25 protein-coding genes are annotated in these 24,974 nt (G+C 34.4%); 8 read left to right on the top strand and 17 right to left on the bottom strand.

Annotated features, from left to right (window positions below; genetic code table 11):
- Nucleotides 1–86 precede the first annotated feature (86 nt).
- Nucleotides 87–1,904, bottom strand: coding sequence for a heavy metal translocating P-type ATPase (locus EKM77_RS06220; protein ID WP_449720067.1), 1,818 nt, complete (start codon nucleotides 1,902–1,904; stop codon nucleotides 87–89).
- Between the two features lie 202 nt (nucleotides 1,905–2,106).
- On the opposite strand from EKM77_RS06220, the gene EKM77_RS06215 reads away from it, so the two are divergent.
- Nucleotides 2,107–2,466 carry an ArsR/SmtB family transcription factor gene (locus tag EKM77_RS06215; protein WP_125593198.1) on the top strand — a complete coding sequence of 120 codons (360 nt, stop codon included), beginning with the start codon at nucleotides 2,107–2,109 and terminating at the stop codon, nucleotides 2,464–2,466.
- Between the two features lie 113 nt (nucleotides 2,467–2,579).
- Here the strand turns inward: EKM77_RS06215 and pgtP are convergent, their stop codons facing one another.
- From pgtP to EKM77_RS06200, 3 genes are all read right to left on the bottom strand, one after another.
- Nucleotides 2,580–3,926: a phosphoglycerate transporter protein PgtP gene (pgtP, locus tag EKM77_RS06210; RefSeq protein WP_125593197.1), complete on the bottom strand. Its 1,347-nt coding sequence runs from the start codon at nucleotides 3,924–3,926 to the stop codon at nucleotides 2,580–2,582.
- A gap of 87 nt (nucleotides 3,927–4,013) precedes the next feature.
- Nucleotides 4,014–4,820 (bottom strand): glycosyltransferase family 8 protein, encoded by an 807-nt coding sequence (locus EKM77_RS06205; protein WP_125593196.1) that lies wholly within the window; start codon nucleotides 4,818–4,820, stop codon nucleotides 4,014–4,016.
- Nucleotides 4,821–4,884: 64 nt separating this feature from the next.
- Nucleotides 4,885–5,475 (bottom strand): NADPH-dependent FMN reductase, encoded by a 591-nt coding sequence (locus EKM77_RS06200; protein WP_125593195.1) that lies wholly within the window; start codon nucleotides 5,473–5,475, stop codon nucleotides 4,885–4,887.
- A gap of 141 nt (nucleotides 5,476–5,616) precedes the next feature.
- Between EKM77_RS06200 and EKM77_RS06195 the strand changes: the two genes are divergently transcribed.
- Nucleotides 5,617–6,027 (top strand): peptide deformylase, encoded by a 411-nt coding sequence (locus EKM77_RS06195; RefSeq protein WP_125593194.1) that lies wholly within the window; start codon nucleotides 5,617–5,619, stop codon nucleotides 6,025–6,027.
- Between the two features lie 201 nt (nucleotides 6,028–6,228).
- On the opposite strand, the gene EKM77_RS06190 is transcribed toward EKM77_RS06195, so the two are convergent.
- Complete coding sequence (locus tag EKM77_RS06190; protein WP_125593193.1) at nucleotides 6,229–6,657, bottom strand: MarR family winged helix-turn-helix transcriptional regulator; 429 nt, start codon at nucleotides 6,655–6,657, stop codon at nucleotides 6,229–6,231.
- A gap of 102 nt (nucleotides 6,658–6,759) precedes the next feature.
- Here EKM77_RS06190 and alsS point away from each other — a divergent pair, with 102 nt between their 5' ends.
- A complete protein-coding gene (gene alsS / locus EKM77_RS06185) occupies nucleotides 6,760–8,436 on the top strand; it encodes an acetolactate synthase AlsS (protein WP_125593192.1) in 1,677 nt (558 codons plus the stop codon).
- A 16-nt stretch (nucleotides 8,437–8,452) separates the two neighbouring features.
- Entirely contained in the window at nucleotides 8,453–9,166 is a 714-nt protein-coding gene (budA, locus tag EKM77_RS06180) for an acetolactate decarboxylase (protein WP_125593191.1), read from the top strand.
- A gap of 196 nt (nucleotides 9,167–9,362) precedes the next feature.
- Here budA and EKM77_RS06175 read toward each other — a convergent pair whose 3' ends face one another.
- The 4 genes from EKM77_RS06175 to EKM77_RS06160 form a co-directional block, all read right to left on the bottom strand.
- On the bottom strand, nucleotides 9,363–9,833 hold the full coding sequence (locus EKM77_RS06175; protein ID WP_125593381.1) for a glutathione peroxidase: 471 nt from the start codon (nucleotides 9,831–9,833) through the stop codon (nucleotides 9,363–9,365).
- Nucleotides 9,834–9,924: 91 nt separating this feature from the next.
- On the bottom strand, nucleotides 9,925–10,704 hold the full coding sequence (locus EKM77_RS06170) for a hypothetical protein (RefSeq protein ID WP_125593190.1): 780 nt from the start codon (nucleotides 10,702–10,704) through the stop codon (nucleotides 9,925–9,927).
- Nucleotides 10,697–11,407: an ATP-binding cassette domain-containing protein gene (locus tag EKM77_RS06165; protein ID WP_125593189.1), complete on the bottom strand. Its 711-nt coding sequence runs from the start codon at nucleotides 11,405–11,407 to the stop codon at nucleotides 10,697–10,699. The genes EKM77_RS06170 and EKM77_RS06165 overlap by 8 nt, the downstream gene beginning before the upstream one ends.
- Nucleotides 11,400–11,774, bottom strand: a complete 375-nt coding sequence (locus EKM77_RS06160; protein WP_125593188.1) for a GntR family transcriptional regulator — start codon at nucleotides 11,772–11,774, stop codon at nucleotides 11,400–11,402. Before EKM77_RS06160 ends, EKM77_RS06165 begins: the two co-directional genes overlap by 8 nt.
- 377 nt (nucleotides 11,775–12,151) lie before the next feature.
- Between EKM77_RS06160 and EKM77_RS06155 the strand changes: the two genes are divergently transcribed.
- Both EKM77_RS06155 and EKM77_RS06150 read left to right on the top strand, forming a co-directional pair.
- Nucleotides 12,152–12,664 carry a hypothetical protein gene (locus EKM77_RS06155; protein WP_125593187.1) on the top strand — a complete coding sequence of 171 codons (513 nt, stop codon included), beginning with the start codon at nucleotides 12,152–12,154 and terminating at the stop codon, nucleotides 12,662–12,664.
- Entirely contained in the window at nucleotides 12,661–13,959 is a 1,299-nt protein-coding gene (locus EKM77_RS06150) for a glycosyltransferase family 2 protein (protein WP_125593186.1), read from the top strand. The genes EKM77_RS06155 and EKM77_RS06150 overlap by 4 nt, the downstream gene beginning before the upstream one ends.
- Nucleotides 13,960–14,218: 259 nt before the next feature.
- Here EKM77_RS06150 and EKM77_RS06145 read toward each other — a convergent pair whose 3' ends face one another.
- From EKM77_RS06145 to EKM77_RS06110, 8 genes are all read right to left on the bottom strand, one after another.
- Entirely contained in the window at nucleotides 14,219–15,421 is a 1,203-nt protein-coding gene (locus EKM77_RS06145; protein ID WP_125593185.1) for a GGDEF domain-containing protein, read from the bottom strand.
- A gap of 348 nt (nucleotides 15,422–15,769) precedes the next feature.
- Nucleotides 15,770–16,033 carry a helix-turn-helix domain-containing protein gene (locus tag EKM77_RS06140; RefSeq protein ID WP_125593184.1) on the bottom strand — a complete coding sequence of 88 codons (264 nt, stop codon included), beginning with the start codon at nucleotides 16,031–16,033 and terminating at the stop codon, nucleotides 15,770–15,772.
- Between the two features lie 22 nt (nucleotides 16,034–16,055).
- On the bottom strand, nucleotides 16,056–18,047 hold the full coding sequence (locus EKM77_RS06135; protein ID WP_125593183.1) for a glucose PTS transporter subunit IIA: 1,992 nt from the start codon (nucleotides 18,045–18,047) through the stop codon (nucleotides 16,056–16,058).
- Nucleotides 18,048–18,195: 148 nt separating this feature from the next.
- Nucleotides 18,196–19,326: a GGDEF domain-containing protein gene (locus EKM77_RS06130; RefSeq protein WP_125593182.1), complete on the bottom strand. Its 1,131-nt coding sequence runs from the start codon at nucleotides 19,324–19,326 to the stop codon at nucleotides 18,196–18,198.
- 104 nt (nucleotides 19,327–19,430) lie between these two features.
- The gene (gene yaaA / locus EKM77_RS06125) at nucleotides 19,431–20,171 is read right to left on the bottom strand and encodes a peroxide stress protein YaaA (protein WP_125593181.1); all 741 of its coding nucleotides are present in this window, start codon (nucleotides 20,169–20,171) and stop codon (nucleotides 19,431–19,433) included.
- A gap of 71 nt (nucleotides 20,172–20,242) precedes the next feature.
- Nucleotides 20,243–21,829, bottom strand: a complete 1,587-nt coding sequence (locus EKM77_RS06120) for an Nramp family divalent metal transporter (RefSeq protein ID WP_125593180.1) — start codon at nucleotides 21,827–21,829, stop codon at nucleotides 20,243–20,245.
- 38 nt (nucleotides 21,830–21,867) lie between these two features.
- Complete coding sequence (locus tag EKM77_RS06115) at nucleotides 21,868–22,308, bottom strand: universal stress protein (protein WP_125593179.1); 441 nt, start codon at nucleotides 22,306–22,308, stop codon at nucleotides 21,868–21,870.
- A gap of 388 nt (nucleotides 22,309–22,696) precedes the next feature.
- Complete coding sequence (locus tag EKM77_RS06110) at nucleotides 22,697–22,897, bottom strand: type II toxin-antitoxin system HicA family toxin (protein WP_125593178.1); 201 nt, start codon at nucleotides 22,895–22,897, stop codon at nucleotides 22,697–22,699.
- Nucleotides 22,898–23,070: 173 nt separating this feature from the next.
- On the opposite strand from EKM77_RS06110, the gene EKM77_RS06105 reads away from it, so the two are divergent.
- Nucleotides 23,071–23,892 carry an aldo/keto reductase gene (locus EKM77_RS06105; RefSeq protein ID WP_125593177.1) on the top strand — a complete coding sequence of 274 codons (822 nt, stop codon included), beginning with the start codon at nucleotides 23,071–23,073 and terminating at the stop codon, nucleotides 23,890–23,892.
- Nucleotides 23,893–23,926: 34 nt separating this feature from the next.
- Nucleotides 23,927–24,877, top strand: coding sequence for a zinc-binding dehydrogenase (locus tag EKM77_RS06100; protein WP_125593176.1), 951 nt, complete (start codon nucleotides 23,927–23,929; stop codon nucleotides 24,875–24,877).
- Nucleotides 24,878–24,974: the final 97 nt, after the last annotated feature.

The following is a 24,974-nucleotide window of genomic DNA, read 5'->3' as shown; positions in this document are numbered from 1 at the left end:
ACCTAAAACAGTTTGCACACCACATTGTAAACGATTACATTAACACTATACTCTTCTTGGTTGGGCTTTTTCAAATATTTTTGAATTTAGAACTTTTTCAACTGTAACCTGACCGCATTCAAAACAGCGATGATCGTAACTCCAACATCAGCAAAAACCGCTTGCCACATGCCGACAATACCGATGGCTCCCAGTAATAGGAATAAAACTTTTATTACTAAGGCCAAAGTAATATTTTCAATAACAATTTCTTTAGTCTTTCTAGCTATATCCATTGCTTTAGATATTTTAGATGGTTCATCACTCATGATAACCATATCAGCAGCATCAACAGCCGCATCTGATCCTAAACCACCCATGGCAATACCAAGGTCGGCTTGTGTCAAAACTGGTGTATCATTAATTCCATCACCGACAAAGGCAACTTTGTTATCAGTTTTATCAATTAATTTATTTACAATATCTACTTTATCCTCTGGCAATAAATCTGTATAGACTTCATCTAGTCCTAACTTACCACCAATATCTTCACCGATTGCCTTATTATCACCAGTTAACATGACTGTTTTAATGCCGCGCTTCTTCAAACTAGCAATTGCTGCTTTAGCATCTGATTTAGGACTGTCAGCAATAACTATATTACCTAAATATTGTTTATTTCTACTAATATATACGATCGTTCCAACATCATTTGATTCAACAACATCGATTCCATTAGCCTGCATTGCTTTAAAATTACCGGCAGTGATCATTTGACCTTCAATTACACCGCTAACACCATATCCAGCAGTCTCTTTATAATCTTTAACTTGTGACTTGATTTCTTTACCAAAAGCAGTCACGATTGATTGAGCGATGGGATGATTAGAATTACTTTCAATCGTAGCAGCAATTTCTAACAGCTCATCTTTTGAAATGTTTTTAGGATTAACACTTGTAACTGAGAATTGTCCCTTAGTTAAAGTTCCTGTCTTATCAAAAGCAATTGTGTTAACCTTGTTCATTGATTCCAAATAGTTACTACCTTTTACTAAAATACCTTGTTTTGAAGCAGCTCCAATTCCACCAAAGAAACTTAATGGAACAGAAATAACCAACGCACAAGGACAAGAAATAACTAGGAATACTAAGGCACGATATACCCACTCATTCCATTCACCTTGAAACATTAATGGTGGTACTAAAGCTAAAACTAGTGCCATAGCAACAACTATGGGTGTGTAGATCTTAGCAAATCTAGTAATGAATTTTTCGGTATTAGCCTTGCGTTTACTTGAATTTTGAACTAAATCTAAGATTCTAGCGACGGTTGAGTCATCATATATCTTGGTGACTTTAACTTGAAGAACGCCGCTTTGATTAATTGAACCACTCAAGGCATCATCGCCAATTGTGATCTCACGAGGCATTGATTCACCAGTTAAAGCTGATGTATCAACACTTGATTGTCCCAAAATAACTTTTCCGTCAAGCGGAATTTTTTCTCCGGGTTTAATTAAAATTATCTGACCTATTTTAACTTGGTTAGGACGAACGACCAAAGTTTTAGCACCATCTTTGATAGTCGCAAACTCAGGTTTTACCGACAATAGTGCTGAAATTGAACGTTTAGATCTGTTAACAGCAATATCCTCGAAAAGATCTCCTACCTTGTAAAAATACATAACAGCAACAGCCTCAGGATATTGACCAATGATCAATGCCCCTATGGTGGCAATACTCATTAAGAAATTCTCATCAAAGACTTGTCCTTTAAAAAGATTCTTAACAGCATTAAAAACGATCTCTCCACCGATGATAGCGAAAGCAATTAAATAAAGTCCGATCGAAACCGAATCAGCAAATGAATCATTCATAGCGAGTATCAAAAAAATTGCAGATAAGACTAACTTAGCAATCGTCATCTTTGATTCTTTGGTCAAAGCATTTTTAACTCGATGATTTTTTTTGTTAGTTTGATAATCTGATTCGACTTTGTATAATTTCATCGCAATATCCTCCTTGTGTAAAGCGTTTACATGAATATATGAGCAATCATTCATACATCAATTATAATATAATATTCTGTGGTAAACTTCAACCATCTAGAGTAAGAAAGGTGATTTTATGACAGAGAACAACTTTGAAAAAGAACACATAAAATCTCTAAACAATTTGAATAACGAAATCCCCAATAATGACGAACTAGAAGCCATGGTCAACGTCTTCAAAGCTTTCGGTGATATGACCAGAGTTAAGATCATATTGGCTCTGTCACAAACACCACTAAGTGTTGGCGAAATTGCCGACTCATTAGAGATGAGCCAGTCATCTATTTCTCACCAATTAAGCCTGTTAAAGCAGCTAAATCTAGTTTCAAGCATGAGAAAAGGTCGTAATATTCACTATCGTCTTAGTGATCAGCATATTATTACTATCTTTAATCAAACTAAAGAACATATTGTGGAAGACGAAAACGATAATTAGAGAAAAAAGAACACCACCAGTAATCCAAGATCGGATCACTGGTGGTGTTCTTTTTGGTGATTAAACATTAAAATTCAGAAATGAAAAAGTAATATTTCTGAAAATAATCTATTTTATTTAATAATTTCTTGGCCTCGAAGATTCCAAGTTAAAGCAAATAATCCTGCAGCAATAATACAAGACGCCATAACCGTAATGAAGCCAGAATTCCAACCTAGGTGATCAACAATGACCCCCATAATGGCATTGGCGGCAACTGATCCAAAGAGATAACCAAATAGTCCCGTCAATCCTGCGGCCGTTCCTGCAGCCTTTTTAGGAACCGAATCTAAGGCTTGTAATCCAATCAGCATGACTGGTCCGTAAATCAAAAATCCAATCATGAATAAAGCAATATTGACCATCATAATATTTGTTGAACGCCAATACATGAATACAAAAAAGGTCACTACTAACATGAAAGAAAATCCTGCTGGCCCACGGCGGCCTTTGAATAATTTATCTGATACCCAACCAGCAAAAATAGTTCCCGGAATCCCTGCTATTTCGTACAAGAAATAAGAACCTGAACTAGATGCTAGAGAAATATGACGAACTTCTGTTAAATAAGCCGGTGCCCAATTCTCTATTCCATATCTAACGAAGTAAACAAAAATATTGGCACAAGCAATTATCCAAACCCACTTATTATTTAGTACATATTTGAAAAGAATTTCTTTCGCAGTTAGTTCCTTTTCGTACATAATATGTTCTTCATTAGGATAGTCGTTCTTGTACTCTTCAATTGGCGGTAATCCTTGTGATTCTGGAGTATCGCGAATCAAAATGTAAGCTATGATCGCAATAATTATACCGACCAAAGCAGGAATAATGAATGCTCCATTATATGATTTCATACTTGGGATATTTGTTGCAAAAAAAGCGATCCCAATAGCAGCTAACGGTGCCATCAATGCCCCACCAACATTATGGGCAACATTCCAAACCGATGTCCAAGAACCACGTTCAGAAACAGAATACCAATGTGTAATGACACGACCAGATGGTGGCCAACCCATCCCTTCAAACCAACCGATCAAAAACAACAAAATAAACATTGAAGTGATAGATTTAGTTAATATAGGAATAAACCCAAAAGCCAAGTTGATCAATGCCGTTAAAATCAACCCTAAAGGCAGAAATATCCGTGCATTACTGCGATCAGAAACAATTCCCATAAAAAATTTACTAAATCCATAAGCAATTGAAACTGCTGAAAAAGCAAATCCCAATTGAGTTTTAGAAAATCCTTCATTAATTAATTTTGGCATAACAATCGAAAAATTATTTCGTAATAAATAATACCCAGCATAACCAATAAAAATACCAAAGAAAACTTGCCAGCGTAATTTCTTATACGTTGGATCAACTTTAGATTCCTCAACTTTTTTATTGGCGACTGGAGGTGTTAAAAAGTGCATAGAATCCCCCCTGATTTAAAGTTCACGAACCTTTATATAATATTCTGATAACGCTTGCAGTGCAATATCTTTTAAACAAAAAAAGCCTTACAATAAGGCTTTTCGCATATAGTGTTTATATAATCCCGAAAATCTCCCCCGATATTCAGGCTTCCAAGGTTTATCACGTCCGCAAAAATGCAGTATAACGGTGTGTTCGATCACCCAATCAAGATCCCATTTCCCATCTCCGATGGCAAAGTATAAAGCACTCATCCTAGCATCAAAATTATATAGTTCATCTGGAATTTTCATTATTTGATGGCCATATAGTCCATTCAAAACATCTTGATCTGGTAAAAATAACGTCAATTCATTCTCTTTAATATAATGGAAAATATCTTCTGCTTTAATAGTTTGACGAATTTTTGGCAAGTTAAACAACAATACTCCGGAGTTATAATAACTTTCAGCCTCATAATTCCCCAGGCGGACTTTATTAAATGTTTCTGTCATGTTACTAGTCAATGCCGAATGACTGGCAGCTGCATACAGATTTTCACCAAGATCCAAATTATAAAGCGTATGTAAATCATTTATAACTAAAATATCCGCATCTAAATATAAAATTCGGTCAATATCTGGCAAATACTCATGAGCCAATAATCGATAATAAATAGTTGCCGGATAACGGTCTGTTATAGGTGCATCTTTAAAACGCGAACCATCTACAATGACAGGATGATAATTCATCCCCATTTTGTCACAAAAGTTCTGGATCTTAGTCGTTTCTTTCAATTTATCTTTTTGAAGAACATAAACATCAAAGTCACCTTTGGTATTTTCTTTGATCGAGTATAACGTCGTCAGCATTTGCTTAACTACATTATCATCAATTGCAAATAATAGATTCATATCATCCCACCTCTAAAATAAGTATAACAAAAAGCTGACCAAGTTCTGGCCAGCTTTTTATATGTTACTTATAAGGATTATCTTTTAAAACTTTGGCATAGAATTCAATATCATGGAATGCCTCTTTAAATCGTTTTTCAAAATGTTCACTATTCTCAACATCACTATTCAAAGTCCCATCAGTTTCAAAGTTTGGTTCTGCATTCCAAACTAAGACTGGCTTTGGTAAAACCATCATATCCATAATTTGTAGGATCGGAACCATTGATGCTGCAGCTAACATACCACCATCACTGAAACAACTATAACTAAGAATTTGAACTGGCTTTTTACTTACTTGGGATCCCACCAAATCCAAAGCATTTTTAAATCCACCAGGAATTGCATGATTATATTCAGGAGTCATCATGATATAACCATCTTGCTCTTCAACTGCATTAAGCCATTTGTCTTCCATTTCAGTAGTTTTTGAAACCTTTGCCATTAAAGGAATTTCCTCATGATCATAAACTGGTAAAGGAAAATTATGTAGATCTAACCATGTATATTCAACATCAGCAGTATCTTTCATAACAGATTTTAAATGTTTAAAAATTTTGCTTCCCAAAGCGTCACCACGCACACTACCTAAAATTATTCCAATTTTTGTACTCATTAAAGCACCCTCTACTATTCTTATAATATATAATATTAATTCTTTTATTATATATTAAGTCTACTTGCCGAAATTTTATTAGTCAAATATCCTGCTCACGATTTATTTTTGTTATGATTAATTCACTAAAAGGAGTAAATTATGATCAAACAAATTAATAAAGACACAACCTTGCTTTCACAAAAATCAACACCCGCTACCCCTAAAGATAGTCAGGTTATAACCGATCTGCTTGATACATTGAAATCACACCAAGCTGATTGTGTCGGCATGGCCGCTAATATGATCGGCATAAATAAACGAATCATCGCTTTTCAACTAGGCAATATGGCAATACCTTTAATAAATCCAACAATTATCAAAAAAAGCGAACCTTACGATACCGAAGAAGGATGCTTATCACTATCAGGTCAAAGGAAAACTAAACGCTATAAAAATATTACCGTTACCTATTTAGATGCATCCTTTAAACCTCAAAAACAAGAATTTAGTGATTTTGTTGCTGAAATTATTCAACATGAAATGGATCATTTAGAGGGAATTTTGATATAGGAAAAAAGTGAGAGTGTGTTATGAAACATGTTCAGCTTTCGAGCATTAAGGCACATAAGCCCAATAATCCGATCTTGGATTATTGGGCTTATGTGCTTTAAGCGGAAAAAGCTATGTTTCAATATACGATTATGCTGCATATTTAGTAAAAATAACGATTTTGTTACATAATTTTCCATTTTAAAGCCGTTGGTGACCCAATCATTCCTCAATAGGATCAACAATATCATCAACAACATTCTCAATTGCTTCAACCAGTGGGCTATCAGCTTTTATCCCTGTATCAGAAAATCTCTTTTCCCACCAATCGATTCTTATCTGTTGAACTTTTTGAACAATTTTTTCACCTGTACTTGTCAACTTGAGGATTTTAGTTTTACCTGCTCCATCAACTTTGCTCAAATAATCCAGCTTCTGCATTTTATTGATCTCTCTAGTAGCCAATCCTTTATCAACGACTAACAACCTAGCAACCTGATTTTGACTGACTTCTTTATAGTCACCGATCGACAATAAAATACACGCTGCTGTTGGGTTAAGCTTCAATTCATCAAATTCTTCTTTTGTATCTTTATAATATTTACGATGCAGGATCGATATATCTTGGGCCAAATATCCAATATTTTTCATTTCAAATTTCTCCAAGTATTATGTGTTGACAAATCAACACCAACGATTTATATTAACTACAATAACATCACAACCCAAGATACTCAAGGAGGATATACATTAATGTCAACTGAAAAAAACGGTGCTGAGGCTTTATTCAATTCCATGGTAAATCAAGGAGTCAAATATGTTTTCGGACTTCCTGGTGCCAAGGTTGATAAACTTTTTGACCTATTAGAATACAGCAATGATCCAAAAGCTCCTAAACTTATCATTACTCGCCACGAACAAAACGCTGCCTTTATCGCATCTGGTATTGGTCGTTTAACTGGAAAACCCGGAGTGGTAGCAACTACTTCAGGACCTGGTGTATCAAACTTAGCAACTGGCTTGATCACTGCAACTTCTGAAGGTGATCCTGTTGTAGCTTTAGGTGGACAAGTTCCTCGTAATGATGTTTCAAGATTGACACATCAAAGTATTCCAAGTAAAGAGCTCTTAAATTCAGCTACGAAAGATAGTGTTGAAGTACAAGATGCCAATAACATTTCTGAAACATTCGCCAACGCCTATCAAACAGCCATGGCTCCAAAATCTGGTGCAACATTTATTTCTTTGCCAAAAGATGTTTTAGATGATGCTGTTACTGATGACGAAATCAAAACACTTTCTCCTATTCAACAAGGTGGAGCTGATAGCGCCACTATTGCTCAAATTATCGATAAGATCAAACACGCTAAATTACCTGTTATCTTAGCCGGTATGCGTTCATCAAGTGAAGAAGTAACTGAAGCCATTCACCATTTCTTACATAAATTCTCAATCCCAGTTGTTGAAACTTTCCAAGGTGCTGGAGTTATCTCACGTGACCTAGAAAAGAATTATTACGGACGTGTTGGTTTATTCAGAAATCAAATCGGTGATGCCATGCTTAAAGAAAGTGATCTAGTTATTGCGATTGGTTATGATCCCGTTGAATACGAAGCAAGAATTTGGAATGTTGACCGTACAGGCGAAATCATTAATTTAGACAGTATTGCTCCTGAAATTTCTAACGAGTATCAACCTGATTTAGTTGTTCAAGCAGATATTGCTAAAACTATTAAAGATCTAGCTCATAATCTTCCTGATGACATTGGTTTAAGTGATGATTTAAAAGAACATTTACACAACATGCAAGTAAGTTTTGTTTCTCAAGATGAGGTTCCTAGTGAAACTTCTGGTAAGGGTCTGCACCCACTAGAAATTATCAATGCTCTTCAAAATCAAGTTAATGATGATACTACTGTGACCGTTGATGTTGGTAGTCACTATATTTGGATGGCAAGACATTTTAGAAGTTACAAACCAAGACATTTACTATTTAGTAATGGTATGCAAACGCTTGGTGTAGCACTTCCTTGGGCAATTGCAGCAGCATTGGAACGTCCTGGTCAACCGATCGTTTCTGTTGCTGGGGATGGTGGTTTCTTATTCTCCGGACAAGAACTTGAAACAGCAGTCCGTCTAAATCTAAACATTGTTCAATTAGTTTGGAATGACGGATATTATGACATGGTTAAATTCCAAGAAGAAGCTAAGTACGGTCGTAACGCCGGTGTTAAATTAGGTAAAGTCGACTTTGCGAAATATGCTGAAAGTTTTGGTGCAACTGGTATGCACGCTGAAACAGCTGACGAACTAAAAGATAGTTTGGACAAAGCCTTTAAGACATCAGGCCCAGTCGTAATTGATATCCCTGTTGATTACAGTGATAATATCAAACTTGTTTCCACTCTACTTGAAGACGTATTGAACTAATAGGAAGGAATTTATTATGTCAAATACAAATATTCTTTATCAACATGGAACTCTAGCATTATTAGTTCCTGGACTACTTGATGGGACTTTGACCATGGATGAATTATTGAAACACGGTGATACCGGTATCGGTACTGGTGAAGGTCTAGATGGTGAATTAATCATTCTTGATGGCACTCCTTATCAATTAGATGGCGATGGTAAAATAAATATTCTTGATGGCAACTTTACTATGCCATTCGCTAATAGTCATTTTGCTGATTATGCTGAAATGATGGAAGTTGAAAATATAGCACGTGAGGATCTTCAGTCACAAATTAAAGAAGCCGCAAATAGTGATAATACTTTCTTTTCTATCAAAATAACCGGTACTTTTAAAAATATGACAACTAGAGCTGTTAGAAAGTCATCTTCACCTTACGATTCACTTTCAAAAACTGCTGAGAAACAAAATATGTTTAACAAAGATCAAGTAACCGGAACTTTGATCAGTTACCATTCTCCAACACTATTTGATGGTGCTGCGGTCAGTGGATTCCACAGTCATTTTCTGTCAGATGATCATAATTTTGGTGGACATATTTTAAACTTTGATACAGTATCTGGAGTAGTATCTTTCCAACAATTCGATACCTTAGAACAGCATTTACCTACTAATAATAAAGAATATATGAATCACGATTTTTCTAAAGATAATATTATAGATGATGTACATAACGCTGAAGGATAATTAAAATACCAGTTATCTCCGAATTGGAGGTAACTGGTATTTTTTCGTAAATGAATTATCAAGAAATACACAATATTTAACTCACATCACATCTAAAAACACATTCACACAAAAGGAGATCATAATATGAGCGTAAAAATTAGATTGGTAAAGAAAATATCGACTAGTAGCCCATGATTTTAAACCTAACGTAACCCTACTTTTTCAAATCTTCAATAATTTCTGGTTCTATTTTTTCCGGCTTAGTGACCGGTGCAAAACGTTTGATTGTTTTACCATCACGACTAACCAAAAATTTAGTAAAATTCCATTTGATACGACCGCTACCGGCCGTTTCTTTTAAGTAAGTAAATAAAGGATCTTCGTCTTCCCCATTAACTTTAACTTGTTTTGTCATTGGAAAAGTTACTCCATAATGCATTTGACAATATTCACTAGTTTCTTCATCTGAACCTAATTCTTGATGAAATTGATTAGACGGTAACCCAAGAACCTCTAATCCTTGCTCGTGATATTTTTTGTATAATGCTTCGATAGCCTCAAGTTGTGGAGCTAATCCGCATTTACTGGCTGTATTAACGACCAATAATGTTTTACCTTTATAATTATTAAAATCGATTTTGTCACCGTTCATTTCTGTTTCTGAAAAATCATAAATAGTTGCCATTGGAATCATTCCTTTCATACGTATCATTATACGTTTAATTTCAAAAAATACGCTCTTAAGATACTTGAAATCGTATCTTATGAGCGTATTTTTACTCGGTAATTGTTTCAACCCATCTATTCAATAGATAAATACTTACTGCGGCTTCAACTGCGGCAACTACTAAGAACGCCGCCACATTTAAGAAGAACGTTAATGTATCATTTGAATTACTAATTAGTGACATTGAATTACCAATTTGTGTGTTTAAGAAACTGACAACTCTAAGAACTAACCAGATAACTAAAATATACATTACGACGTTTAAAGCCTTACGTCCGGTACTTGGTAAAAAGTTCCCAGCTGCTCTTCCGACTAAGTGGATCAAATTGATCGTTGTCCAACCTAAAACTGTCATAGCAAGAGTCAGCATAACGACCGATAATCCTGCCAAAGTTATATTCATAGCACTGAATTCAGTCCCAGGATTCATTAATTTCATATAAGTCATTATATCTTTGACATCATGCCAATTCATAGCCACAACAATTCCGTAAAGAACAACTTGAACTACAAATACATATAAGAATGAAACAACTGTTGATGCTAAATTGCTAAGATAAAATTTTATATCTCCAATTGGTATCAAACGATAACTATCACGCGTAAAAGTTTTTTCTTGTAAAACTGACAAGCGGATAAAAGCTACCAAATATACGATCGAAGACCAAGAAAATACGATACTAGAAAATACGGCTGAATTTAAAGTGCCCGTTATTGCTACCCAAATTGAAGTTACTGCAATGGCAATCAAATCTATCAATAAGATAAAATTCATTGCCTTGAATTTCTCATTTATTGTAACTTTAAATAATTTTCCAAAACTAGTCATTTTGATTACCCTCCTCGTATAAGCTTTCATAGAAGTCTTCAATACTTTGACCAGACTTTTCACGAATTTCGTCTGTCTTCTTATGACAATTGATTGTCTTATCTTTGACTACTACAATTTCATCCAAAATTGGAGCAATTTCAGTAACATAGTGATCACTAATAATCATTGTCGAATCTTCTGATTTCCATTTTAAAATACTACTAATGATCTTTTTACGACTCATACTATCAATTCCACCAAAAGGTTCATCTAACAAATATAAATCAGCTTTTCGTGCCAAAGTTAATGTAATGATCAATTTTTCCTTCATACCTTTTGATAGAGCAGAGATTTTACTAGTTTTATCTAACTGAGAAAAATCTAGTAATTCATCAAAACGATTTTCATCAAAGTCAGGATAAACATTTTTATAAAAATCACGTAATTTTTCGATTCTCATTCCACTTGGAAATCCGCCTAGATGTTCGGTAAAACTGACATAACTTTTTCTTTGGCTAGCCGTTGTAGCATCTTTAACAGTAATTTCACCTTTACCGTGAGCACTGCCCGTGATCAGACGCATCAAAGTGGTCTTACCAGCACCATTTTCACCTAGTAATCCAATGATCTTGCCACTTTCAATCGTCAAATTAACATCATGCAAAATATTCTTTAAACTATGACTATAATTCAAATTATCTATTTTCAATAAATCACTCATGAATTTCACTCCTATTTTTTATATATTTCTCAAACTCATCTAAGATCTGATCGTCAGTTAAATTTAAGTCATGTAACTCTTGATATGACAAAGAAAGTTGTTCATTAATAAGTTTATCTTTTAATTTTTTAATACTTAAAACGTCATCAGTAACAAAATTACCTTTACCACGTTGAGGTATGATCATTTTTTCATCCGTCATCTCTGATAAAGCACGTTGCACTGTATTAACATTTGCAGTTACATCGACAGCTAATTGTCTCACTGATGGCAGTTTAGCACCAGGGACAAGCGTACCCGTAACTATTTGATGATAGAGATGATTTTTAATTTGATAATAGATTGGAACCTTATCGTCAAAATCCATTTTCCTTTTCCTTTTCCTCTCTAGTGTATTAGTTTACTAGTACACTATAAACCTATTCCCTCTTAAATGCAAGAATGCTGCAAAACATCAACCAAAAAATCCAAAAAACACGATTGATTTTTTAATTCACTTTTCTTGAAAAAATTTAATATCTGATTACCATTAGAGGAAATCAAAGGGCTTCATATCAGTGATTTCAAGGATTCTTCAATTGAATTCATAAATATTGATTATAAATATATGTATACTAAATAGCCTATTATTTCATCACACAGAGATTGAAAATACATATATTTTAACTCTTGGGTTTTTTAAAGGGATTATTTAATTAATATAATTTAAATAATCAAATGGATAAAAAGTTATGGGTGACGAAAATGAAATTAAGAAAAAATAATAACCCTATGCAAAATTACATCCATGATGCTTTTTTTGAACAAGGTCATTGGCTATTAAAAATCAGACAAATTTTAATTACTATTATAGCTTGGGTAATAATGTTGATTCCCATCTATTGGACTTTATCAATAACTGTATTCTTTAATAAAGATTTAAAAGGACAGCCTTGGTCAGTTCCAGAAGGAAAGGATCTGTTCAACTTCTTTGAACATTTCCTATCCTATGCATTCATTATCCTGGCAATTATTACTGTTTCATTTACTCTATACAATAATTACTACACCAAAAATCACGTAAAGCGCCATGCAATTTATGATGAACAAAAGCTTTTTGCAAGACGTGAAGCTATTAAGGATTTCTATTCATCTAAATTTGGTGAACGTTATCACCGTCGTAACAATATTAGATATTATGTCGTAACACCAGAAAATAATTTCGAGATTAAAGCTATCGACAAAATTTACAGTAAATTCGAGGATACAAAATTATGATTAATACAGGAATTTCCGGTTTCGATGCTGTAGCCAACTTTCTACTATTGATCCTGATCTCTTATCCAATTTTAGGTTCATTTTGTTGGTTAATTGGTATGATATGTTATCAATTTATTTACAAACACAGAATCGTAAACTATAAAAAAATAGATAAAAGTGTTCAACCTTTTGTTACCATCATGATTCCCGCACACAACGAAGAAGTCATGATCGAAGATACGATCAATTATTTAATGAACGATTTAAATTATTCTAACTATGAAGTTTTAGTTACTGATGATGGTTCAACTGACAGTACACCTGAAATACTAAAACGTTTAATGTTAAAATACGATAATCTAAAAGTAATCCGTATTCAAAAAAATCAAGGTAAAGCTCATGCCTTTAATATCGGTATTGCCTTTACTAAAGGTGAATTTATTTTAAGTAATGATGCCGATTCTTTACCAGAACCAGATGCAATATGGAAATATATGAATTACTTTAACACGTCAGAAGGACAAAATATTGCCGCTGTTACTGCTAATATGGATGTCCAAAACCGTAACACGATCATTTCTAAATCACAAACCGTTGAATTTTCAAGTATTGTTGGAGTTATCAAACGTAGTCAAGTCGGTGTCTTTGGCAATATGTATGCATACAGTGGTGCTAACACAATGTATCGTCGTGACGCCTTGATCGATGTGGGATTATTCAGACAAGACAGAGCAACTGAAGATATTAGTATCGCTTGGGATCACCAGATCAGTGGCTGGTCTACTGTATTTGCACCAAATATCATCTTCTATATGAATGTACCCGATACTTTAAAGAGCCTGTACCATCAAAGAAAACGTTGGGCTAAAGGTGGTACGGAAGTATGGCTTTCAAACTTTTGGAAGATAATTTCCCACCCACTAAGATATACCAGACAAATTGCGTTCTTAGTTGATCAAACCTTCAGTATTATTTGGTCGTTCTTCTATTTTATAAGTTTAGTTTTATTTTTAGGATCACTAGCAGGATTTATCTTTACCGGTGACCTTAAACAAGTAATTTTCTTATTTGCAATGTCATTTGTCTTTATTACTTTTGAGATGTTAGCAGGAATCATTCAACTTGGAGCCGCTTTAATAGTTGATGAACGTGGTAGAAAGTTTAAATATTTAATGTTTATGCCTTTTTATACTTTAGTTTATTGGCAAGTAAATGCCTTCTCAGTTGTTACAACCTTTATACCTGCAATAAGAACTATTATGGGACATGGTCAAGGTACTTGGGAAAGTCCTAAACGTATTAAGAACAAATAAAAAGAGCGTTAATTAAGGCGGTTAGAGACCGAGCATAGCCTAGAGTAACGAACAATTGTGCACTTTCAATTGCTCGTCACTCGTAGCTAAGCGGAGGTCTCTGCCTTAATTAACGCGTTTCAGCACACATAAATAAACGTGGAACAAAACATAGCTTTTTCCGCTTAAAACCAATAGCTCCAGTAATCTAAAATCAGATTACTGGAGCTATTGGCCTTAATGCTCGAAAGTTGAACATGCTTTGTTCCACTCTTTAATTCTATATTTCAAACTTAAATGTCTTATCTTCAACCGTAATACGATCTCTTCCAGATCTCTTTGATTGATACAAATAATGATCGATTCGACGTAATAAATCATTTATATCCTTATCATCAGGTGACAACTCTGAAACACCAAAGGAAATTCTAACGTTTAATTCATTACCCTCGTAATACAATGGATCATTTATCATTTGATTTCTAATTTGACGAATAATAGCCGAAGAATCTTCAACATTCATCCCTTTAAAAATCACAACAAACTCTTCACCACCATACCTATATACTTGTCCCTTAGACGTTTGTTTAAATAGTTGATGATGGAATACTTCGGCAACGTGGTGCAATACTTTATCACCGGCTGAATGACCGTATTTATCATTAAATTCTTTAAATTTATCAATATCAAACATTCCCATCGTTAAGGGATCACTGTTTTCTTTACTGTAAACTTTAAAGATCTCATCTATGGTCTGATCTAAATTAGCACGATTTCTAATACCAGTTAACTCATCATAGTTAACTTTTCTCGACATAATATTATAGTCGTTAAATGAAGTTCTGATCCATTTGGAAAATAATCTGATGATCCACATGTAAATTACAAAGCCGATCAGCATATAAACCGTTTTTACTAGTGAGAATTTATAAATCGACCAAATTAAGATCCACCAAATACCACCATAAATAATTTGTAGAGCTATATACTTCCATTCAGTGTTTCTAATACTATTTTTATTAAAAGCAATGTACATAACCGTTATTGCCATAGCAATCAAAATCGCCACAAAGAAAATATTATATCCCATACTTTCATCAGACAAATGATGTCCAAATATATACAACGGAGCAATTATATTAACTCCATCTATAAAGTGATTTTGCATTGTATAAAGACAATATAGTAATAAGGTCATTTGGGTAGTCGCGTAAAACCAATTAGTCGAGCTTCCTGAATTGATCGCCTTGAAAATATGCTGAACCAAAATCATACTAATTACTAGCGTACCAGCCTCAATTATCCCTAAGATTATATTAAATGATCTTTTAGTGTGCTTTCGGGATAGATCCTCAAAATAATAAGACATAAAAGTTAAAATTGTAATAAGACCAACTGTTATCAAACCAATAATAATGGCATTGATATTAGCGTCTATATTCAAAAGTCTTTGAAAAATACCAGCTTCTAGCTGTGCTCTCATCCCATACCTCTAAATTATTTTTATATTAAACTGACTGTCATATATAATAGCAGTTCTTTACAAGTATACTACATGTTTTTTAAATAATTATATTTATAAAAATAAATAACGAGATTGTAACAAAAAGAGCGTACCATAAGGCGGTTAGAGACCGAGCATAGCCTAGGATGGCGAATAATTGTGCACTTTCAATTGTTTGCCATCCGTAGCTAAGCGGAGGTCACTGCCTTATGGTACGCGTTTCAACACAAATGCAGCATAAACGTGGAACAAAACATAGCTTTTTCCGCTTAAAACCAATAGCTCCAGTAATCTAAAATCAGATTACTGGAGCTGAATATTTAATACTTATTTAGAAGAGACTAACGACATTTTAATCTCTAGTCCTAAACCACGTGCATATCTATTCAGGGTAACTAATGTTGGCATTGAATCCATACGTTCAATTTTAGCTAATTGTGGTTGTTGCATCCCTATTCTATCAGCCAATTCCTTTTGAGTTACTCCTAATTTTAAACGACTATTATGTAATTTCGACAAGGTTTTTACTACCTTCATTTCATCTTCTGATATCAAAGTAGTACCATCCTTTAAATCGTCCCATACTATCATTAGTCTTTCTCCTTTCAATTATCTAAACTTCTGCATCTTTTACAGCTGGTTCTCTACTTCCCAATCTTACTTTTTCAACGGCATGTACACCGACTTCGAGATCTTGTTCCTTAAATCCAAAGAAGTAAGTACATGTGAACGATACAGCTAAAGCAACAACTGAAGCAATTAAGAATCCTGTGAAGCTACTATCAATTCCTTTAGGATTGATAAATGAGGCAAATCCTATCAATGATCCAGCAAATCCCCACATATCAACATGAAGTAAACCTGTGAGCAATCCACCGATCGCACTACCAATATTGGCAGTCCAGAATACTCTTCCGTATTTTAAGTTAATACCATACATTGCGGGTTCTGTGATTCCTGCAAAAGCAGAAATTGTTGCCGCACCAGCAATTTGTTTCATCGCAATATTCTTTTTAGTTTTAAAGAATACAGCCATAACTGCGGCACCTTGAGCGACCATAGTTACTGAGATAATGGCATTTAAAGCGCTATGTCCAGTGGTTGCGATTTGACTAGCAACTACCGGTATTACAGCCCAATGTAATCCAAAGATAACTAAGCACTGATAAAATCCACCAATGATGAATCCTGATATTGCCGGGCTAAATCCTAACAGAGCAACAATTCCTTCGGCTAAATATGAACTCATCAAAGTAATGATCGGTCCTACAACAACTAAGATAACTGCACTTACTATGAACACCTCTAGTAAGGGACTGACGATCATTCTGACAGTAGCAGCGATATGTTTCTTTAACCATGGTTCAACAATTGATGCTAACCATGCAGCTGCAATCATTGGAAAAATCGAGTAAGTGTAATTTGCCACATGTATTGGAATTCCGAAGAAATCCGCATTCATTGTCATTTGAACTGAACTAGTTTTAGAAGCTAATTGTACTAAGGTTGGATATGCTAATACCCCACCAATAACACCAACAATTATTTGATTAGCTCCCAATCGTTTTGCAGCGGTAAATCCTACTAAAATGGGCAAGAAATAAAAGACAGAATCGCCCATAGCATTAATTATCATGTATGTACTACTTGTATTGGATAACCAATTTGCGGAAACTATCAGAGATAATAATCCCTTTAGAATACCTGAAGCAGCTAATAATCCAATAACTGGCATCATACTAGCTGTGATAACACCAATCAAAGAACTAGCATAATACTTAGTTTTAGGCCAGACTCCCTTAGGAACTGGTTCTTTTTTCACTTTTGACTCATTATCGTTAGTTCCGATACCTGGCCCTAAGTGATCAACTACTGCATCAAAGACATCTTCAACAGCCGGTCCGATAACAACTTGATATTGGCCCCCTGCTTTGGCGACATCTAAGACACCATTTAAATTTTTTATTGCCGCGTCATCTGCTTTTGATTCATCTTTCAAATAAAAACGGACACGCGTTATACAGTGAATAACATTATCGACATTAGTCGGTCCACCAATGTTCTTTATTATATCTTTAGCAAGTTCATCAAAGTTAACTTTTTCTGTACTCGCATCAGCTACGGATTCACTTTCACCCTGTGCCAAAAGGCTAACTGTTGCAGCTTGATCGCCAGCTTTAACCTTGCCGGGATGAACGTCAATTTCTTTTAGAACCATTGCAGTATTGGTAATAGCAACAATAACATCTGTTATCTTTCCAGCCTTTATTATCTGGTTAATATCCATTGTGGCAAGTTGTTGTCCAGCTTCAACTTTGTCACCTTCCTTAACCAAGATATCAAAAGGTTCGCCATCAAGATCAACTGTATCAACACCCATATGCAATAGAATTTCCATTCCATTTGTGGAATCAATTCCAATTGCATGTTTGGTGCTAGCAATTAAAACGATCTTACCTGAAACAGGTGATACTATCTTGTTGTCATTTGGCAAAACACCAAATCCTTCACCCATATCCTTTTCGGAGAACATAGGATCGTGAACTTCAGCAATATTTACGAGATCTCCCCCAACTGGGGCCAGCATATCTGTTGTGTTATCCATGTTTAAACACCTCCTAGTTCTTATTTACAACTATAAGATACTATATTCAAAAGATGTTTAAACATCACATTAGAATAATTTTTTTTATGAATATTGCAATATATGTTTAAACAAATAAAAAAGACCCTTATAACTAGGGCCTTAACTATTAAGCAACTGTGACTTGCATTCGTCCATGTCGCTTAGAATAATATAAATTTTGATCAACTCGATTGTAGAAATCCATTGGTGCCTTATCATCAGCTGTCACTTCGGATACACCAACCGATATAGAAATATTAATTAATTGTAGTCCTGAATGAATCTGCAAATGATTAATAGCTGTGAATATTTGATTAACAATTATCTTAGTATCCTTGCTTTTATAACCTGGGAAAATAATATTAAATTCTTCTCCACCAGTACGATAAAACTTAACATTGGGATCGTTGGCATCTAAAACGGTTTGTACGACCGAAGACACTTGCTGTAAAACATGATCCCCCGCTAGATGACCATATGTATCATTAATATTTTTGAAATGATCAATATCAAACATCATCATTGATAAGGGAAGATCCTTTTTGAGGCTATTCGCAAAGAAACACTTGATGTCATCAGTATAAGCCGCAAAATTTCCCGTTTTAGTCAACGCATCATGACTAGCAAATTTAGTTAATTGCAATTTCAATTTAACATCATGGGATAACATCGAAACATACATATATAGTAATTCCTCAAATATGATCATATAGAGCCACTCTTGCCAGAAAGTTCCCCAAGTAAGATTGAATTTTAATCTCATCCAAAACCACAGAGGTCCGCCAAATCCAGTCGTCACTAACAAATATATCCACGGCGCACTTTTTTTATCATGAAATCTTACTCGAATAACATTTAACGTCCAAAAGAACGCCATCAAAGTTATTGCATGTCCCCAGGATTGCCAGTAACCAATAGAATGATTAAATACCATATAAACTAATACTATTGGAAAAAAGAAATAGTATGGAATATGTATATTCAAATAGTATGCACAGAAAGTGATCGCCAATAATTGGAAATTCATAAATATCCAAGAATCGGTCTTACCTACAACTAACGTTTGAATGCTAAAAACAAATATCAGCATATATATCACGCCGAACAAATTATTAACAAATTCATCTGTAACATCCATATGCCGAGAATGTACCCAAGATATGAGCCAGTTAAATGTGACCCAATATAAAGTAAAGACGCCTAAGATAAAGAAGACACTAGTTATAAAAGGCGGCAATTGCCAATTAGACCATGTCATTATCATCCTTCTTTTTTTATTATTTTTTTAATATTATATATACAATTTAAGTAACGATATTTATAATAGGCTAGTTTTACTTATATTTAAAGTGTCATATTTAACTACCCTTGAAAAACAAACACAATTTGTTCTTTAGTAGAACGTTCTGGAGAATATTCCCAATCGGGATGGGAGAAATATTTAATATCTTCAATCTTAGTAATTTGATTTTCGGCCATAAATCTAACCATCTCTCCACGTGCCATTTTTGCCAAAGCCGCCTTAGTTTTTAACTTACCATCAACAATGCTTCCAAAAACTATCGTGACAAATTTCTGATCAGGGGCTAAAAAGGGAATAATCGTTTTGGCGTATTCTTTTGATGCCAGATTAACAATATCTTCCATTCCACCAAGTGCTTGGTAGATTTGTGAGTTCCAAAAATCATAAAGATTGCTCCCTGAAACTTTTAAATTCGACTGCATCTCCAATCGATAAGGAACGACTCCATCAAACGGACGTAATATCCCATAAAAGCCCGATAAAATACGCAAATTATTTTTAACATACGCAAGTGCCGGCTCCGTAAAAAGATCTGGAGCCATGTACTGGTACTGTATTCCACTAAAAGCTAACAAAGCAGGCGTTAAATGATTACTTATTTCCAGTTCTTGAAGCCATTGAAAATTTGCTTCAGCTAATTTGTCACTACATCTCCAAAGTTTTTTTGCTTCCTTATAAGTTAATTTTCGCATTTCCTTCAAAATCAATTTACTTTTATCCAAGTATTGCGGCAGTTGCTCATAGTCAAAACTATCAGTATCAACCACCATTTTTTTAGCCGGTGATATTATTATTTTCATAATTTTATTTTAACTAAAAGAAGCAGAATATTCATAAGAATTTCTCATGAATATCCTGCTTTTTTTGATTTCTATTCTTCAGCAACCAGTTTATCTTTTCTAACTTGTTCTGCCAACTTCTTATTACCTTTATGAAGATCAACCACGGTCCAAACTAATAATGCTAAAACAGCTAATATCAAAGCATAAGCAATAATTTTTGAAATCACCATATCTCCATTTGTAGGATTATCTCCAAAGAAGGCTAAGATTTGATCAGGTAAACTTATCAGATTTAAAATAGTTAATCCGATAACTGATAACCAACCACAGACTTTTATCCAAAGACTATTCTTAAATCTATTACCCATTTCCATGGCACTATCAGTCATTATTAATAGCGGCAACATTGAGAATGGTAAAGCAAAGGCTAAGAATACCTGTGAATTATTCATCAAATTATTTAAAGCTGTATGTTCATCAATAGCACTTTTACCGCTAGTCAACATAACACAAACCAAAACTGGAATAACAGAGATCAAACGTGTAACCAATCTTCTCAACCAAAGAGGCATCTTCATATGAACGAAGCCTTCCATGATCACTTGTCCAGTAAGTGTACCAGTGATAGTTGAATTTTGACCAGATGCCAACAAGGCAACGGCGAATAAAGTTGATAAAATACCAGATTTAGCAACACCGATCAAAATACCATTACTTAAAGTAGATGTATCTGAAAGTGCTTCATACAAACCAAAGAATGATGGATCTTTAACAGCACCAGTCTTAAATACCGCAACACCCATGATCAATAACAATGCATTAACAAAGAATGCAGCCGTCAATTGGATATTTGAATCCCAAGCTGAGAATCTAACATTTCTAGCAACTGATTCTTCATCATTATGATCAACTTTACGTGTTTGTGAAATAGCTGAATGCAAGTACAAATTATGAGGCATAACAGTCGCACCAATAATACCTAAAGCACCACTCAATGGTGTCATACCAGCAACCTTTTCACTAGTAGAAAAAGTCTTAGTAGTTGGAAGTAATCCCTTAATTGCTGCACCCCAATCAGGATCTGATAAAGCAACTTGATAAACGAATACAAATAAAATAACTAAAATCAAACAAACAACAATAGCTTCAATTTTTCTAAAACCGATTTTTGTTAATAATAGCAAAACTAAAACATCTAATACGGTGATAAATACCGCAATCACCAATGGAATGTGGAACAACAAGTACAGTGCGATCGCCGCACCAATAACTTCGGCAATATCTGTCGCCATAATCGCAAATTCCGTTAAAATCCATAAAACAATACCTAACGCCTTACTCGTTCTGGCTCTAATAGCTTGCGCTAGATCCATACTGCTTACAATCCCTAGTTTAGCTGCCATATATTGCAACAACATAGCAATTAAACTAGAAATTAGAATAACTGACATTAGTAAATACTGGAAATTCTGACCACCGGTGATCGATGTTGACCAATTACCTGGATCCATATAACCAACCGCAACAAGTGCACCTGGCCCTGAATATGCTAATAATGTTTTAAAAAATCCCTTATCCTTTGGTACTGAAACTGTACCATTGATCTCTTCTAGTGAAGGACCATTCGCATATTGAATAAGTTTATGCTTACGTGGAGTTTCATTCTCTTTTGTCATAACTAATCTCCCTTAGTACAAATTACGATCCGATTCCCTTAACGAACGATCATTATGGAAATTGGCGAGTGCTTTGCCATGTATGCTGCCTGTGAACCAAAATATTTTTTGATCCCCTTTTTTGACAAAGAACCAATAACTAATAAATCAGCTTTAGTTTCAGGAATAACTTCTTTAACGATAGTTTCACCAGGATCACCTTCAGCGACAAACATCTCTACCTTTTTAACGCCGGCATCCAATGCCACTTGACGATATTCTTTGATATGTTCTTCTAATTCTTTTCTTTCCCCGTGAACATAATCCTTGGTCAAAGCTTGATAAACATTCATTTCGTCATTTTCCAAAATAGAAGTAATTATCATCGTGGAATTATCGTTGATACATCGTCTCATTGCATATCTAAATGCAAGTTGAGCGTCAGCTGAATCATCAACACCTACTAAAACTCTTTTGAAAACCTTTTTCTCTTTTGACATGTAAACTGCCCCTTTCTACGTTTCCCATTCTAATACAAATTAACAATCTGTAAAGATTTTTTTAGGTAATGCTAACAAAAAGAACTTGGATGATTCACCAGTATTTTTAAATCAAATCGATCAATTTGTCAATTTTAAGGTATTAAACTCAAATTCGAAAAGTTATTCCAAAATTGTTATATATCAACATATACCATATTATATACATTTGATTATCGGTTCATTTTATAAAAAATTATTTTTAGAGTTCTTATTTTTAATTAGGACAAGCTAACTTTCACATGTGGGAAAATTCATCCAAATATAATTTTTTATTTAATAATAAGGCAATTATATTTTCTGAAATTTACATGTTAGACAAAAAAACAGTCTTCCAACTCCAAAGGAGTTATGAAGACTGCTCAATTCCAGCTTGCTTTAATATCTTACTTTCAATTCCGTGCTCCAATTCCTTATCGTGATGAATGGGTACTGGAACTGTAACGTTAGTAGTTGGATTGTACATTTTTAAATGTGATCCCTTTTGGGATTTTTCGACAAATCCATTTTGCTTTAGTAGCTTAACGATTTTTTGAGGTTTCATTGCCATTTCACACCCCACCTCCTATCACATGGACATTAAGTGTAACACTATTGATTGAACTGATTCGAGTATTGCAGACTAGATATGCATTTCAGGTATTGTAAAAGCTTTACTTTAGGCATTTTACCTTTTAATTAATTACGAGTAATCTAAACAAAACACTCAAAAGGAGATATTTTATGGAACACGTAATATTTAATAATGGTGTCAAAATGCCAGTTCTAGGCTATGGTACTTTTCAAACACCACCTGCAGTTACTGAAGAAAATGTCGCTAAAGCAATAAAAATTGGTTATAGAAGTATCGATACCGCACAAGTTTACGGTACCGAAAGAGGTGTTGGTTCAGCAATTAAGAATAGCAAAATTTCCCGAGACCAATTTTTTGTTACTACTAAAACACAGACGGATGGTTACGATGAAACTATCAAAGGATTAGATGATTCCCTTAACCGTTTTGGAAGTGACTACTTTGACCTAGTGATCATCCACTGGCCAACAAATAATAGTTTAGAAACTTATCGTGCCCTAGAAGATGCCTATCAAGCAGGAAAAGTTCGTGCCATTGGCTTAAGTAATTTTAATAGCAAACAAATTGATAAACTTTTGGCAAATAGTCATGTAAAACCCGTAATTGACCAAATTGAAACTCATCTATTTTGGCAGCAGGAAAAAATGCATCCCTATCTTATGGACCATGATATTGTTCACGAATCTTGGGCACCATTAGGTGAAAACTTTGGAAGCGAAATGATGAAACTACCAGAAGTACGTGATTTAGCCGGCAAGTACCAAGTCTCATCAGCCCAAATTCTCCTACGTTGGCTGACCCAACAAAAAATTGTCACTATTCCTAAATCAACCAATTTTGATCATATAAAATCTAATTTTGAATCGCTTAATTTTGATTTGACTACTGAAGAAATAAACAGTTTGCGTAAATTCGATCGTCACCATTCAATTAAAGATTGGCCAGAATCAATGCGCGAAGATTCTTACTAAATAAAGACTTTTTTAGAAGAGAGGAATTTTAAATATGAAATCAGTTGTAGTAAGAAAAGCTGGCGGACCAGAAGCACTTCAAATAGAAGAACGTCCGATCCCAAAAGCAACTAAAAATAAATCGGTCATTAAAATCCACGCCTTTGCTGTACATAGATATGAAGCTTTAACACGTGCTGGTGGTTCTCCATCGGTAAAATTTCCTAGAGTTATCGGGGTTGAAGGTGTTGGTGAAGTTTATCGATCATCAGAATCAGGGAATTTAAAAACAGGCCAAAAAGTTGTTACCCTCATGGGTGGATTAGGTCGAGAATTTGATGGAAGTTATCAAGAGTATGCCTTAATTCCCGATAGTATAATTTACCCAGTAGAATTTGATGGTCCTTGGACTGAATTAGCAAATTATCCAGAAACATTTTACACCGCCTTTGGTGCTCTAAAAGCTACTAAACTATCTAAAGGACAGTCATTGCTAGTTCGTGGAGGAACAACTGGTGTTGGTATGGCGGCATTAGTCTTGGGAAAAGCTATGGGATTATCAGTTGCCAGTACCACTAGACAAGAAAAACGTAAAGATACATTACTAAAATTAGGTGCAGATAACGTCTTCATAGATAACGACCATCAACTAGATACTGACGAAAAATTTGATGGAGTCATTGATATGCTTGGAGTACCTGCTGTTGAAGATACACTGTCACATCTTAAAAATAATGGAATTTATACACTTGTTGGGATGTTAACAGGCGATTGGATCTGGAAAGACTTCGATCCATTTATGAACCTAGATGGAAAGTACGCAACTTTTTACGATTCTACAAATGTTGACATAGATACTTTAAATGAAATGTTTGAAATTATTAATAAGAATAAACTCCAAATACCAATTGCTAAAATTTTTAAGTTAGATGAAATCCAAGATGCACATCGCTATCTAATGGAACAAAATCACAATCTTGGACAGATCATTGTCAGCAATGATTAATTTTTAGACAAAAAGTGGACAGAGTGGGACAAAACATGTTCAGCTTTCGAGCATTAAGGCAAATAGGTCCAGTAATCTAAGATTACTGGACCTATTG

Source organism: Companilactobacillus baiquanensis (assembly GCF_003946605.1).
GTDB classification, from domain to species: Bacteria; Bacillota; Bacilli; order Lactobacillales; family Lactobacillaceae; genus Companilactobacillus; species Companilactobacillus baiquanensis.
Note: the sequence above shows the minus strand (reverse complement) of the source record. Positions and strands in the feature narration are given on the sequence as shown.